At 42.7% G+C, this 14328-nt stretch carries 10 protein-coding genes and 1 CRISPR repeat array; of the genes, 5 read left to right on the top strand and 5 right to left on the bottom strand.

Annotation, left to right across the window (positions count from 1 at the left end):
• Nucleotides 1–13 precede the first annotated feature (13 nt).
• The 3 genes from cas3 to CWC29_RS19980 form a co-directional block, all read right to left on the bottom strand.
• Complete coding sequence (cas3, locus tag CWC29_RS19990; RefSeq protein ID WP_138523316.1) at nt 14–2890, bottom strand: CRISPR-associated helicase Cas3'; 2877 nt, start codon at nt 2888–2890, stop codon at nt 14–16.
• 515 nt (nt 2891–3405) lie between these two features.
• Nucleotides 3406–4239 (bottom strand): helix-turn-helix transcriptional regulator, encoded by an 834-nt coding sequence (locus CWC29_RS19985; protein ID WP_138523318.1) that lies wholly within the window; start codon nt 4237–4239, stop codon nt 3406–3408.
• Nucleotides 4240–4488: 249 nt separating this feature from the next.
• Nucleotides 4489–5738: a CRISPR direct-repeat array (repeat unit 29 nt; unit sequence CGGTTTAGCCCCGCGTCTGCGGGGAACAC).
• 163 nt (nt 5739–5901) lie between these two features.
• A complete protein-coding gene (locus CWC29_RS19980; RefSeq protein WP_088532761.1) occupies nt 5902–6378 on the bottom strand; it encodes a GNAT family N-acetyltransferase in 477 nt (158 codons plus the stop codon).
• A gap of 143 nt (nt 6379–6521) precedes the next feature.
• Here CWC29_RS19980 and CWC29_RS19975 point away from each other — a divergent pair, with 143 nt between their 5' ends.
• From CWC29_RS19975 to CWC29_RS19960, 4 genes are all read left to right on the top strand, one after another.
• Nucleotides 6522–7046 (top strand): chalcone isomerase family protein, encoded by a 525-nt coding sequence (locus tag CWC29_RS19975; RefSeq protein ID WP_128726142.1) that lies wholly within the window; start codon nt 6522–6524, stop codon nt 7044–7046.
• 101 nt (nt 7047–7147) lie between these two features.
• Entirely contained in the window at nt 7148–7678 is a 531-nt protein-coding gene (locus CWC29_RS19970; RefSeq protein WP_128726143.1) for a DUF3833 family protein, read from the top strand.
• Between the two features lie 231 nt (nt 7679–7909).
• Nucleotides 7910–10051: a prolyl oligopeptidase family serine peptidase gene (locus CWC29_RS19965; protein WP_128726144.1), complete on the top strand. Its 2142-nt coding sequence runs from the start codon at nt 7910–7912 to the stop codon at nt 10049–10051.
• Nucleotides 10052–10115: 64 nt separating this feature from the next.
• The gene (locus CWC29_RS19960) at nt 10116–10358 is read left to right on the top strand and encodes a Rho-binding antiterminator (RefSeq protein ID WP_128726145.1); all 243 of its coding nucleotides are present in this window, start codon (nt 10116–10118) and stop codon (nt 10356–10358) included.
• On the opposite strand, the gene CWC29_RS19955 is transcribed toward CWC29_RS19960, so the two are convergent.
• Entirely contained in the window at nt 10344–10805 is a 462-nt protein-coding gene (locus CWC29_RS19955) for a GNAT family N-acetyltransferase (RefSeq protein ID WP_010603965.1), read from the bottom strand. The two genes, CWC29_RS19960 and CWC29_RS19955, sit on opposite strands and share 15 nt — an antisense overlap.
• 682 nt (nt 10806–11487) lie before the next feature.
• Nucleotides 11488–13218 (bottom strand): ABC transporter ATP-binding protein, encoded by a 1731-nt coding sequence (locus CWC29_RS19950; protein WP_138524866.1) that lies wholly within the window; start codon nt 13216–13218, stop codon nt 11488–11490.
• A 125-nt stretch (nt 13219–13343) separates the two neighbouring features.
• On the opposite strand from CWC29_RS19950, the gene CWC29_RS19945 reads away from it, so the two are divergent.
• Entirely contained in the window at nt 13344–14234 is an 891-nt protein-coding gene (locus tag CWC29_RS19945) for a TetR/AcrR family transcriptional regulator (RefSeq protein WP_128726148.1), read from the top strand.
• Nucleotides 14235–14328: the final 94 nt, after the last annotated feature.

The following is a 14328-nucleotide window of genomic DNA, read 5'->3' as shown; positions in this document are numbered from 1 at the left end:
GGAAACTCCACTTTTAAACTTTTCTTCTATCCACTTTAAGCCCAAATTTAGGATCTAACCTGAGCACTCCCAACTCACTATTGGAGTAAGATAAGTCTTGACCCAACACAACTGGAATACAGTTAAACAGTGTTGGCGAACGTCGCCAGGTTTCTTTAGCAATAAAACCAAACGGCCAGCACTCTTCTTGCTCCTTAAAGTGCGCCACCCACTTGGCGTGGCTCAGTGATATTTGTGCCTGCTTTAAACGAGCAATATCTGCTTTTTTAAGCCTTTCTCCAGCTTGCCAATCAATCGCTTCTGATTCTGCATATTCCTTTGCCCCTTTGTTAAACGCTTGCACATTTTGTGTATAGGGCGAAAACTCTGTGACCGGAACAAGCACACTTTCTCCGTTATCAACAAGAAAAATCAATTGAACGCTGACACTGGTTAAACGTGTACTGAGGACAATGTCATCGTTTTCAATTTCACTATTCGTGTACTTTAATAGAGCCCTGACGCTCGACTTATCCGCATCAAACATCATCTCTTTAGCCAAAGTATATTGCGTCCGCTTATCCAGCCTGAATTCAAATGCCTTGTCGTATTCCTGCTCGAGCCAGGTTATTTGTTGGTCGACATCGGCATAGGCTTTATTGATCCATGAATCCATATCGCTATTAATATTAATGTCAAAGCCGCCCCCACCAACTGGCTCATTCTTCTCCCAAAGCAAGCGAGTTGTTACAGCCAGTAGATGTGAGGGGTAGATAAACACTTCACCGTGACCAAACCATTCTCCATAGTCCTCGGGAGTTTTATCCATTGATGGCAGGTAGATATTTAACGTGGGTGTTTTGATAAACTTAGAGCGAGCAGTGTTATTAATTTGATGACGCCAAACACGGCCAACTCTTTGCAAGAGCAGATCAATTGGTGCAATTTGGGTAAACATCTCGCATGCATCATAATCCAAACTTTGTTCCAGGACCTGACTCCCTATTAGGATCAAACATTTATTCTTTACTGGTCGGTTAGGGTTGATGCTACGATGGTCCGCAGGATGTTTGCCAACCTGATATTCAATCATCTCCTCAATGGACAAACGTGTGGCTAATGGATACTTTGCATGAAAAGTTAGATACTCAACACGACCACCACTTTCGCTGCAATGTCTTGCAATGAGCCTGGACATTTCCTGAACTTTATCAACAGTATTCAAAATACAAACAAACACACCACAACCTGCATTATTGGCTGTCGTTAGAACATCATTTGCCATATTACTGATACACAACTTTGGAGACGTTGAGTGCAGCTTTATCTTGTATGTTCTGGGAGGGCTGGTTAGGTCTTCTTTTTTACTATCACTCTCAGTTTCTATAATTGTGTGAGACTTCGCCAAAGCACCTGAACTATAAGTAGTGATCCTTGGATAGGGTTTATCTTCTACTTCAATTTCTGTTTCAGATGCTTGCCCATACGCCTGAACCAGCTCAACCAACATAGTTCGGGGCAAAGTTGCAGAAAGTATGATAACTCTGACATTAAGCTTGGCCATCCAGTGCAGCGTATTTTTAAGCAAATCTATCTGAAAGCTCTGTAATGAATGCACCTCGTCCAGTATCAGAACTTTATTTGAGAGTCCAAATAGTCTGACAAAATTATGCTTATAGCGCATTGCAGCCATTAGCAACTGGTCAATAGTCCCTACACATGCACCAGCCAGTAAGCCATGCTTTTTTGATGTGAACCATTGATTTGCTACCACTGAGGAAGTGGTGTTTTGTTGATGCTGATAGTCGATACTTTTTAACTTTAATGCTTCATATTGCGGCTCAAAATCTGCGTTGCTGTGTTTTAAGTGGGTTTCTATATTCTGATACCCAAGCACATCTTTTTTGAGTAACCTTAAAGTCCGTTTGAATAACTGATTTGCTGTCGCTTGTGATGGCATGGCCACATACAAACCCGAGTGGCCTAGGTGGCGTATGAAATGATCGGCTAAAACCTGCGCCGCTTCTGTTTTACCACTCCCCATACCGCTTTCAATAATCGAGAGCCATGGCAGCTCATTTAGCTTGATAAGCTCTAATACCTTTAATTGCAAAGCATTAGGCTTAAAACCAAAAACATCTATGAAATCTGCTTTGTTATTTGAAGCTGTGACATGCTTAATATTTAAAAAGCCAACAAGCGCATTGGCAATATCCATTCTTTGCACAGCATTGTATTCTGTTGCTTTGCAATACCTAAACTGTGATTCATCTGAACCAATCCAATCAGCAACCGAACAAAGTCCAGCCATATATGAATACCAGGCTGGCGTTAAGGTTTGAGCTGCAAGCTGGTTAAATAGATAAAGGTCAATGGAAAAGTAGTCGGCTAACCATTCTATCGCATTGATCTGCACTTCACTCCATTGCTCACTGCCGCACAAACCACATTGTTTTTTATTCGCTACAAATACACCATGGTGACTGGCAACCGCAGAAAATATTACTCTCGCAACACTCTTATCTACATCATACTGTCCACTAAAGTAGTCATGTAAAATAACAAATCCTGAATTGCCATGTTTGGTCTCCGCGTCTCCACACACCTTGAATGTGTTAATGTCAAACAAGCCCTTTACCCGGTCCTGCAACTTAAACTGAAAACCCGGTGTGATCTTACCAATATCATGCAGGGCAATAAGCAGTACTACCATAGCAATCGCCGTATCTTCATCAACGCCTTCAATAGCTAAAAACGGTTTGAGTAAAATAGCCCGCTCCTGAGCTGCCAGCTTGAGAATAATCGCCCGGGCCACAAAGGCAACATCCAGCATATGACACACTGCGGGTAAAGTATTTTGTTCGTCGGCCTTGCCCCAGAACTGAAAAATCTCGCTATTAAAATCACTCACACTGTTACTTCCTTGTTTTCAATACACTCAGCTTACGACGCAAATAAAATACCGACAATCCTGCGATTGCAACCAGTAAAAAATTTTATAGGTCGAGTTGAAAGTTGCCGACTACATACTGGCAACTATGTTTTCTACAGAAATATTTGGCTTACGGTATTCAAGAAGTAGCCTGCGGAGCCAAACACAAAAGCAGTGGCAATTAAACCAAATATAACTTTTGTTTTTGAATCAGAATTACTTAACGCCGTAACTAGTTTTGCAAGGTACCGAAAATTCAATGATATCTCCTTTAGTTCAGTGTGAGTTACCTCAGATGTACAATTTACAGCCAAGAAGAAAAAAAACAAGTAGAAATTAACTCACTTTATAAAATTCATGTGAGAGTGGGATTCTTGTCAAACTCATGTATAATAATGACTTCCCTTGATTTTAGGGATGAACCGTAGAAGTTAAGACACTTCAGTAGTTCCCCGTTATACGGGGCCGCTGGTCGAATTGCTCGGCCAGCACCTTCAACCATTCCATAGCAACCCCCTAGCCCTCAGTTCCCGATAGCAAGCCGGTTCCATCACAATTTGCTGCGCTTCTGGATGTGGGTGCTGAACATCTAACCTCAAAATGCTGATCAGGTAATTGATCAATGCAGCGTTGGTTTTAATTTGCTTTTGGTGGTTGTGCATATCAAAGTCGTGGGCGATAACTTGCTGGGCATACTCGCTGAGTCTTGGATCGGGGATTATGGTTAAAGTGACTTCCTGCAGCCAGGCTTCGTCGTCTTTTTTGTATTTTTGTGCTTTGCTGATAAATTCTGGGGAGGCTGAGACGATACGCGATAATGAAAAGTCTCTGAAGCCTTCGACTTTCTCACTGTAGGCTCTCAGGTGATACCGCAGCCCAGAGTTGATCAAGGTATGAGGGTGGATCACGCGCTCGGTTTCACCGCCTTCTTTTATAGACTGATAGCGAATATCCAGCACACTTTGCCGCCGACAGGCATTCAATATGGGCCGCAAAATGGTTGGATTGAGCTTTCTGTGTGGTAGTGCCAGCGCTGTGATGGTGAAAGAGCTCAAGTTGTGGACGTACTGTTCCCCGGTGAGACTAGTATACTCAGTAAAATCCTGAGAGATGTAGTTAGGTGTAAAGGGGCTTGCCAGCACATAAGCTTTCTCAGACTCATTGTAGCTTGCGGCAATCTGATAACGCTCAATAAAGTCGGTGACATAACGTCGCGCGCTGGGCCGTGAAAGCTTAAATTTACTCTGGAAAGTACCGGTCTGGATTTCTCCCTGCCAAAACAATGCCGCTTCAATATATCTAAAATACAGCTCTTCCTTAGCCTGCATAAAACACTCTGGTAAAAATTTCGTAAAATAAATGTATCAAAACAAACAAAGTAAGTCATTGACCTGAGACAAACTAACAGTGAGATCACGCTAGCACTTTTTTGATGGTTGATTAATAACCAACTATGGCGGCAGTGTTTCCAATGGGTAACGGTTATATGCAGTTTATATATGATGTGAGTTCGAGTCTCGCCCTGCCGCCACTTCCAGCCAAGCTACTCACCACAGCTTTCCTACTAAAATGTTCTACTGGTTAGCCCCGCGTCTGCGGGGAACACTTAACAAAATCTAAATCGATACGGATGACGCACGGTTTAGCCCCGCGTCTGCGGGGAACACGAGTTGCCAATAGAATACCGTTGGAGTAGTCGCGGTTTAGCCCCGCGTCTGCGGGGAACACGAAATTGTGGAGTTTACTAATGAGTGAGAACAAGGTTTAGCCCCGCGTCTGCGGGGAACACGCCCGCGCAGAAATTGGGGTGAACTATAACGGCGGTTTAGCCCCGCGTCTGCGGGGAACACCAACTTTCATAATTGCTCGATGTGTTGACTAACGGTTTAGCCCCGCGTCTGCGGGGAACACGTAAACTCTGCCGTTTTCTGCGGTAAAATTACCGGTTTAGCCCCGCGTCTGCGGGGAACACGTGGTTGTGGTCACTCTGTGCATTGGTTATTTCGGTTTAGCCCCGCGTCTGCGGGGAACATTCCAGATCATACGTAACCTGAACCCCCGCCTGCGGTTTAGCCCCGCGTCTGCGGGGAACACGCAAGATAAGATATACAAGCTCATTGTACACTCGGTTTAGCCCCGCGTCTGCGGGGAACACAAGTTGAACTGAAAAAATATCCAGTTGAGATCCGGTTTAGCCCCGCGTCTGCGGGGAACACTATGGCGCAACTAGATTGCTGAGGCCGTGGTACGGTTTAGCCCCGCGTCTGCGGGGAACACTAAATTATATCAGTTTGTGATTTTATTTATCACGGTTTAGCCCCGCGTCTGCGGGGAACACCCTTGGCTTTGCGTTGGCGCTTGGCCTCAAGTCGGTTTAGCCCCGCGTCTGCGGGGAACACGCCTCAAGCTCTGACTCAATAATTAGCCTCAACGGTTTAGCCCCGCGTCTGCGGGGAACACGCCTCAAGCTCTGACTCAATAATTAGCCTCAACGGTTTAGCCCCGCGTCTGCGGGGAACACTATTTTGAATGCAATTGATTATAAAACATTACCGGTTTAGCCCCGCGTCTGCGGGGAACACTTTCGTAGAGTTGGCTTTTAATTATTTTAAGCCGGTTTAGCCCCGCGTCTGCGGGGAACACGTCGGACTCCCAATACTAAACATAGAAATAATACGGTTTAGCCCCGCGTCTGCGGGGAACACACCGAGTGATTTACGTAATAAAGCAAGCAGCTCGGTTTAGCCCCGCGTCTGCGGGGAACACTCCAGATGAATATTTCAAACAGCTATGCAGTGCGGTTTAGCCCCGCGTCTGCGGGGAACACTCTAAAAATATCTCATTGTTTCTATTGGCAAAAATCACCATTGCAATGTTCACCAAAAATATTGGGTACAAATTCTACGTATGTTTACTCGGCTCAATTGTTAAAGAACGGGGGTTTCTCTTCAAATAATGTATAGCCAACAAACCAATAAACTTCCCTATACTTACTCAGCAAAATCGATGAGCTCTTGCCCTGTTAGGCGATAAATAATCCATTCATTTTGTGCTTTAGCACCGATGCTTTCATAAAAATCGATTGATGGTTTGTTCCAGTCAAGTACCACCCACTCAAAGCGACCGCAGTCCTTTTGTAGTGCAAGTCTTGCTAGGTACTTCATGATCCCTTTACCTGCACCAACACCGCGTTTGTCTTGTGACACATATAAGTCTTCAAGATAAAGTCCATGCTTGCCAAGCCAAGTAGAATAATTAAAGAAATACACTGCGAATCCGATTGCTTCACCATCTAATTCACAAATAACGCTGTGTGCTCTGGCTTCTTTACCGAACAGTTTTTGCTCTATTTCTTCTACGGTATTGAGCACGGCATCCGGCTCTTTCTCATAAATTGCAAGTTCGTTGATAAAGTGCAGTATCGTTGCAGCATCAGCCACTTCTGCAGGGCGAATTGAAAGGCTCATAATGGCTCCTAGTTGAAGGTTTTAGCCAGCTTAGCAAATTGTAAAGGGGGATGACAGCACCTTTCAGGCAGCAGTAAAGTGAACAAACACTCCGGCTCGTTCGTATATAAGGCTAACAGTTTTTTATACAGGAAGAGGTTAATATGCAAAGGATCATCTTTGCCTTTTTGGTGTTGTTTTTAAGCACTCAGGGTTTCGCAAGTACCAGTGATGTTGTAAATCAATTTATAGAAAACCCTCAACAGGTCGGCAAAACAAGTCGAATGACCTACCTGTTTTGGGATGTTTATGACGCCAGCCTTTATGCTCCACAAGGGGTGTACTCTAAAGAACAGCCTTTTGTATTGGCATTACATTATCTACGCGCGCTTGATGGCAAAGAGATAGCAAAACGCTCGTTAAAAGAGATGCAAAAGCAAGGGTTCAGTAATTCAAGCCTAGGTGAGCAATGGCTAACAAAAATGGTGAAAATATTTCCCGACGTTTCTGAAGGTACCGTGCTATATGGTTTAAGAACACTTGACGGTTATACCCAGTTTTATGAAGGTGACAAGCTCATTGGTGAAGTGAAAGACTCGGAATTTACTACACGATTTTTCGACATTTGGCTTAGTGAGAAAACCTCCGAGCCGACAATGCGATCCGAGCTTTTGGGCCTAATACGATGATCACTAATGGTCTTTTTCTCAATTTTAAGTTCGCTATTTTGTTCAGCGAGACATACCGGCAGCAACAGCACTCGAACACTTTTCAAATCTAAGGAGAAACAATGCGTACTATCTTGATGTTACTCACCCTATTTTTATTATCTGCTTGTAGTTCCGGCATTGATGGTAATAAATACTCTACGCTCAGACCACAGTTCGATCCATACGAGTTTTTTGTTGGTGACATAAAAGCATGGGGGATAGTCCAAGACAGAGATGGTAACTTAGTCCAACAATTTACTGTCGATATTAAAGGCTCAATCAACGACCAGTCTGAGCTTGTTTTAGATGAGACCTTCAACTATTTGCTCGGTGACGGCGTGAAAACACGAATTTGGACTATTACAAAAGCAGCTAACAATCAGTATTCTGGCCGCGCCGACGATATTCTCGATTCAGCATCGGGTGAAACCTTCGGTAATGCAATGAATTGGCAGTATAGAATGGACTTACCCGTTGATGATACCAGCTATGAAGTACACTTTGATGATTGGATGTGGTCTTTTGATCAAACCACTCTAATCAACCGCTCTTATATCGAAAAGTTCGGCATTGTAATGGCTGAAGTCACAATCTTTATGCAAAGACAATAGCAACGAGCCTAAGTCAACATCCGCTTACCCTTCTAACCCGTGTGTTTGTCTACAATTTGTAGACAAACATGACGGCTCTACTACAATCAATAGCCATTATAGTGGTGCAGAACAGTAATTGTATACTGAGAGCACAAAGTAAAAGTATTATATAGATAAGTGTTATTACTGAGTAAAACGCAAGAAAAAACACCTGCGCTGCTGCTCAAATAACTTATAGGGATCCCAGTAATGATTAAAAAGATACTAGCAGGAGCAATTGCCCTTGCACTTGTCGGCTGCGTAAATACAGAAAACGAACAATCGAATAATGTAGCCTCAATGCAATCCGTAAAATATCCAACAACTAAGATGGGCAAAGTTGTTGACAGTTACTTTGGTACACAAGTGGCAGATCCATACCGCTGGTTAGAAGATGATAAAAGTTCAGAAACCGCAGCTTGGGTAAAAGCACAAAACGAAGCAACACAAGCATATTTATCGCAAATTCCGTATCGTAAAGATATCGAAAAACGCCTCACTGAATTACTTGATTACGAGCGTGTTTCTCAACCATTTAAGCACGGTAACTATACCTATTTCTACAAAAATGATGGGCTGCAAAACCAAAGTGTTTTGTACCGCCAAAAAGAAGGTGGTGAGACTGAGGTATTTTTAGATCCAAACACCATGAGTGACGATGGCACAACATCGCTTGCAGGTTTAAGTTTTAGTAAAGATGCTTCATTAGTCGCTTATCAAATTTCCGAAGGTGGCAGTGACTGGCGTAAAGTAATTGTACTAAACACTGAAACTAAGGAGCAGGTCGGTGAAACTCTAGTCGACGTGAAGTTTAGCGGTATCTCATGGTTTGGTAATGAAGGCTTTTACTACTCAAGTTATGATAAGCCTAAAGGCAGCGAACTTTCTGCAAAAACTGACCAACATAAGGTGTATTACCACAAGATTGGAACACCCCAGGCTCAAGACAAAGTCATTTTTGGTGCTACTGACGCGCAAAAGCACCGCTACATTTATGGTGGTGTGACAGACGACAAAAAGTACTTAGTGATCTCTGCTGCAGTGTCGACATCAGGTAACAAACTATTTATTCGTGATTTGAGCAAACCCAATAGTGAATGGGTAACGATTTTAGATCATACCAACTCTGATACCAGCGTTATCCACAGTGAAGGCGATACATTGTTCTTGAGCACGAATTTAGATGCGCCGAATCGCCGTATCGTTAAAGTCAATGCAAAGCAACCACAACCAGAAAATTGGCAAGATGTGATCCCGGAAACCGACAATGTGCTTTCAGTATCAACTGGCTCTGGCTACCTATTTGCAACTTACATCAAAGATGCAATTTCATTGGTAAAACAATATGATTTCACAGGTAAACTGATCCGTGATATCACCCTTCCAGGAGTAGGTACAGCGAGTGGCTTTAGTGGTGAGGAAGAAGACGAAGTACTCTATTACTCATTCACCAACTACAAAACGCCAAGATCGATTTTTGCTTTCAATGCAAAGTCAGGCACCAGCGAATTATATAGCTCAGATAAAGTAGACTTTGATTCAGATGCTTACGTGTCTAAGCAAGTTTTTTACACCTCAAAAGATGGCACCCGCGTACCGATGATCATCACCCATAAAAAAGGGCTGAAGTTAGATGGTAATAACCCAACGCTACTATACGGTTACGGTGGATTTAATGTCAGTCTTAAGCCTTACTTTAGCCCGACACGTGCAGCTTGGTTAGAGCTGGGTGGTGTTTATGCCGTAGCAAACTTACGTGGCGGTGGTGAGTATGGTAAAAAGTGGCACAAAGCAGGGACTCAAATGCAGAAGCAAAACGTCTTTGATGACTTTATTGCTGCAGGCGAATATTTAGTATCCGAAAACTATACTTCAAGTGAAAAGCTTGCAATTAACGGCGGTTCAAACGGTGGCTTGTTAGTAGGTGCAACGATGTTGCAACGTCCAGACCTATTCAAAGTTGCAGTGCCAGCGGTTGGGGTACTTGATATGCTGCGTTATCACACCTTTACTGCTGGAGCTGGCTGGGCTTACGACTACGGTACAGCGGAAGACAACAAAGAGATGTTTGAATACCTGAAAGGTTATTCACCTGTGCATAACGTAAAGGCTGGTGTAAATTATCCGGCAACCATGATCACAACAGGTGACCATGACGACCGCGTAGTACCTGCACACTCTTACAAGTTTGCAGCTGAGCTACAAAGCAAACACACAGGTCCAAATCCGACGCTTATTCGTATCGAAACCAATGCCGGGCACGGCGCAGGCACACCAATAAGCAAAACGATTGAACAGTATGCCGATATTTATGGCTTTACGCTTTACAATATGGGAATTAAGTCCCTTTAAGCATAAGCCTAGTTTGAAAAGCCACCTGTACAAGCAGGTGGCTTTACTCAATAAGGACGTATCTATGATCAGTTGCCAACAGTATGATTATATTGAACTAGCGTGCCTAAAACGCCTAAAGGTTACTATTGAGATGAAAGATGGTGACGTTGTGCGTGGCAGGTGCGAAAACACGGCCATAGTCGACAAACAGGAGTGTTTAGTTTTAGAACAAGAAAGCCAAGCTGTCACTGTGATGCTTGCAGAGATTACAAGCATCTCTGCCGATACTGATAATCCCTACTTTACAACATTAAGATTTCAGTGATAACGCCATAAAGACACTTAACGGGTTGTCGCGGTACATCCCAAAGCGCTCACACCGCTCAAACCCCAAGCTCTCATAAAGACTTATCGCACTGGCTTGCTTAGAGCCGGTTTCCAGCCGGATCAGCGGGATCTGCGCTTCACCCGCATAGTGAAGCAAAATTTGCATAATACGTTTAGAAAGCCCTTTACCTCGATAGCTAGGTTTTACGTATAAGCGCTTAATTTCACCGTATAAGGTTTTATCAAACTGCTTTACAATCGCACCACACGCTACAATGCCCTCTTCATTTTGTAAGCCAACGGCATACACGTTAGGTTGGTTAATTTCTTCTATTGATAAAGACTGTGCACTTGCGATTGGATATAAGCTGTTCATAAGCTTATCGATTTCAGAAAACACCGCGACTACTTGTGGGTCATCTGACTTTAACTGAATTAATTGCATACCTGCCTCTGAGAAATAAGGCCAATTTGTCCCGAGCTCATAGACTGAGCAATATTATTACTATTCTGGCCAACGCCAAACTATACCGAGTTAGAAATAATAAGCAAATTATAGAGGTAAGATGATGAGCTGAATACGTGTGGAACTTTTACAACGGCATTAGTTTAAATGATTAAACATTTGTTTTATATAGATAAAAAATTGTAACCCTGAACTGTTACAAAGTGTAAGGTGATGGTGTGCATTAGATACCTTTAGGTAACTAAGAATTTTTCATTCTGATTTTTTTTGCGCGAACATCATGCTTTATCGCGCCGCTCTTGTGTATTGCTACATTGGTTGCTTCAGACTGTTTGCTCTTGCTTGGAAAGCTCAGTAAAGTCAGTAATAACAACACGCTTGTTAGCACTATAATAAGCGGGATAGAGGTATGCGAACTTGTGTGTGATACTCTATGGGGCATAAACAAACCTACGAAATTGAATTTGTCTTCCCTAAAAACCAATCCTTTTTAACCAATAACTAAAATAGCACTTAGTTAAATATAACTACTTTTATCACAGCTAAACTTTTAGTGCTATATTATTTTAAAAAAACATCAAAAAGTATTGCTTCGTTTACTAATGACATTACTGTTCATTCACTTTCCACCTATCCAACTGGCGGACCCCAACCAAAGTTATTAGCTTACCGCTTGAAGGCTGAACTGTTTATTCACTAAGCTTTGGTAAAGCGAAGAGTGTTGCATCAGATACTGGTGATCTCCATGTGACTCAATCTCACCTTTGTTAATGACGATAATAGTATCAGCATCCATAACCGTACTGAGTCGATGCGCGGCAATAATTGTAGTACGACCTTTTTTTGCATTTTTCAGGGCAATTTGAATAGCGGCTTCACTTTGCGAATCAAGGCTTGCCGTTGCTTCATCCAACAGCAGCAATGCTGGGTCTTTTAATAGTGCTCGCGCCAATGCAACTCTTTGCCTTTGTCCGCCAGACAGAGTAATACCACGCTCACCAATTTGAGTATTCAATCCATCAGGTAGTGTCGCGATGAACTCAGCTAAATCGGCCGTGGCAATGGCATGCTGTAATTGTTCATCATCTATTGCCTCATCAGTACCGTAGACCAAGTTTTCATATAAGGTGCCGCACAACAGCGGGCTCTCTTGCGCAACATAACCAATTTGCGCTCTTAAATTGGCTCGGTCTAGCTCTTCAACATTAAGCCCAGCAATTTCAATGTAACCACGCTGCGCTTGGTAAAAGCCCTGCAACAAAGCGAAGAGTGTAGACTTACCAACTCCTGATGGCCCAACAATAGCGGTCGTTTTTCCACTTAAGAATTCACAGCTCAAGCTTTTAAATACTGGTTTATCATCAGCATAGCTAAAAGATAAATTGCGAACATAAATTGACTTATCAGTCACGTTAATCGTATGACCACTCTCATTTACTGGTGTTGTAGCTAAGATCTCGTTAATACGAACGGCCGCTCCTTTTGCTTTATTAAACGCGGCTACCACCATACTTAACTGCCCCATCGGCAACACGATGTTCAGTAAAAACATAATAAACGCAACAAAAGCGCCTAGCGTCATCGCACCGTTGGCAACCCTTGATGCACCAAATCCCAGTACTAACACTATCGAAGCCATGATCACTAAATTCACCAATGCGCCCATGGTAGCTAAAAGCGTATGTTCTGACATTGCGGTTTTATACAGTGATTTCAATTCATTGTTATTCTTTTTAGCTTCTATTTTCTCTGCACCTTGCGCTCTTAGTAAGCGGATATTGGCAAACAGCTCGGTTAACCTTCCTAACATAGAGGCCTCAGTGTCTTGTAATGACTTAGACAGATCCGTCAGCCTGACAGAAAACGGTAGGATGATCAGAAAACTAGCCGTCACTGCACCGAGCATTACAAGTGTCATTTGCCAGTCTAAAAACCATAGAATAATAAAAGAACCAAATAATGAAACTACACCAGATATAAAAGACACAGACTGCTCGCTCACGAGGTTTTCAATAATTTCAGTGTCTTTTACTATACGATTCGCGGGCTCCCCAGCCCTTGTATTATCAAAGAAGGAAACTGGCAAACGAATGAGGTGCTGAAAAAGGTCTCCGCGTAACTTAAGCTTTTGCTCATTGCCAATTTTACCCATGATGTAAGTCATCAACCCTGTTAGCACAGCGGAAAATACTAATACCATAATTAATATGACTACCTGTTCATTTGAAAAATGACCTTTTTCTCCGAGTTCTTCAAGCAATCTTTTCGTTTGCAAAGGCACCAACAAACCTAAAATACTAGAAATGAGCGTAAACAAAATCAGAGTTGATAGTAATAGTCGACTTGGCCGCGTGCGCCTGACTAATTGTATTAAAGATGATGTATTGTTCATAATTATGATGTCCCCGTTGAATAGACAATATAATAATTGACCTATTTTTGGACTTAGTCAATTTAAAAATGACCTATTGGTCATTTTTAAATTGACTGTATACTGCAATGTGAACAGGAGGAGCTATGTCTGATAAGCGGAAATTAATACTCACATGCGCGGAGCAGTTACTTTTAGCTGAGGGCGATATTGCCTTTAGCATGCAAACCATCGCCAATAAAGTGGGCATTTCGAAAGGTGCTATCTACCTACACTTTAAATCAAAAGACGAACTACTATTAGCCGTTTTTGAGCGTCAAACAGCGGATCTGCTAGATAAAATAAGAGCAATATTAGAAAGTGATGACTTGACTCCAATTGCCAAGCTAAAACAACAAATCCGCTTCCAGCACGAAGATTTACAGCAGTACCAAGCGATGTTTCAACTCTTATTGCAGGAGGAGTCACTGAGCTTTTCAAATAACTTAATTATGTTCTATCAAGAATTTCGCTTAACGTGGCTTACGCTACAGGAAGGTTTTTTACTTGAAAACTATGGCGAGCAAGTTCGTCCATGGAAAACCGACCTTGCGATGACGCTTGATGGCATTATAGCTAACTACCTTTCGCTTCCCGTGATTGAAGGTATTGATTTCGACACTGAAAAGCTGGTTAATTGGGTAGTGTCGTGTATGGACTCAATTTGTACAGCGCTACCAAATCAAGCCCTTTCGCCGGTGTTAACCGAGCAGGATTTCCCATCTCAAAAAGAGATCGAAGCCAAAAAACAACAACTCCACGAACAAAAAGTCCAACAAGCTTTTTTACAGCTCCAGGAGAAGTCTCATAAGCTAAAACTTACACCACAAAAGCGTGAGATCGTAGACCACACAATCACTCTATTGGAAGCTCAACTACAAAGTAAAAACCCTGATACAGTATTAATCAGGGCGCTTCTCGCTGGACTTAGAGACTATAGAGGATTAAATACTGAGCGCCAGCTACTCGCAGAAAGACTCAATGTAGAGGCGGTATAAACCGCCGCGTAATATGGTACTAATGGTAGGGGAAAGCACAATCTCGCTTTGCACTGCTGACTTGTAGATAAGGCTCTTGTGATAAACCTTCGAC

The sequence above is a fragment of the Pseudoalteromonas galatheae genome, from assembly GCF_005886105.2.
GTDB lineage: Bacteria > Pseudomonadota > Gammaproteobacteria > Enterobacterales > Alteromonadaceae > Pseudoalteromonas > Pseudoalteromonas galatheae.
This window is presented reverse-complemented; position numbering and strand designations above follow the sequence as displayed.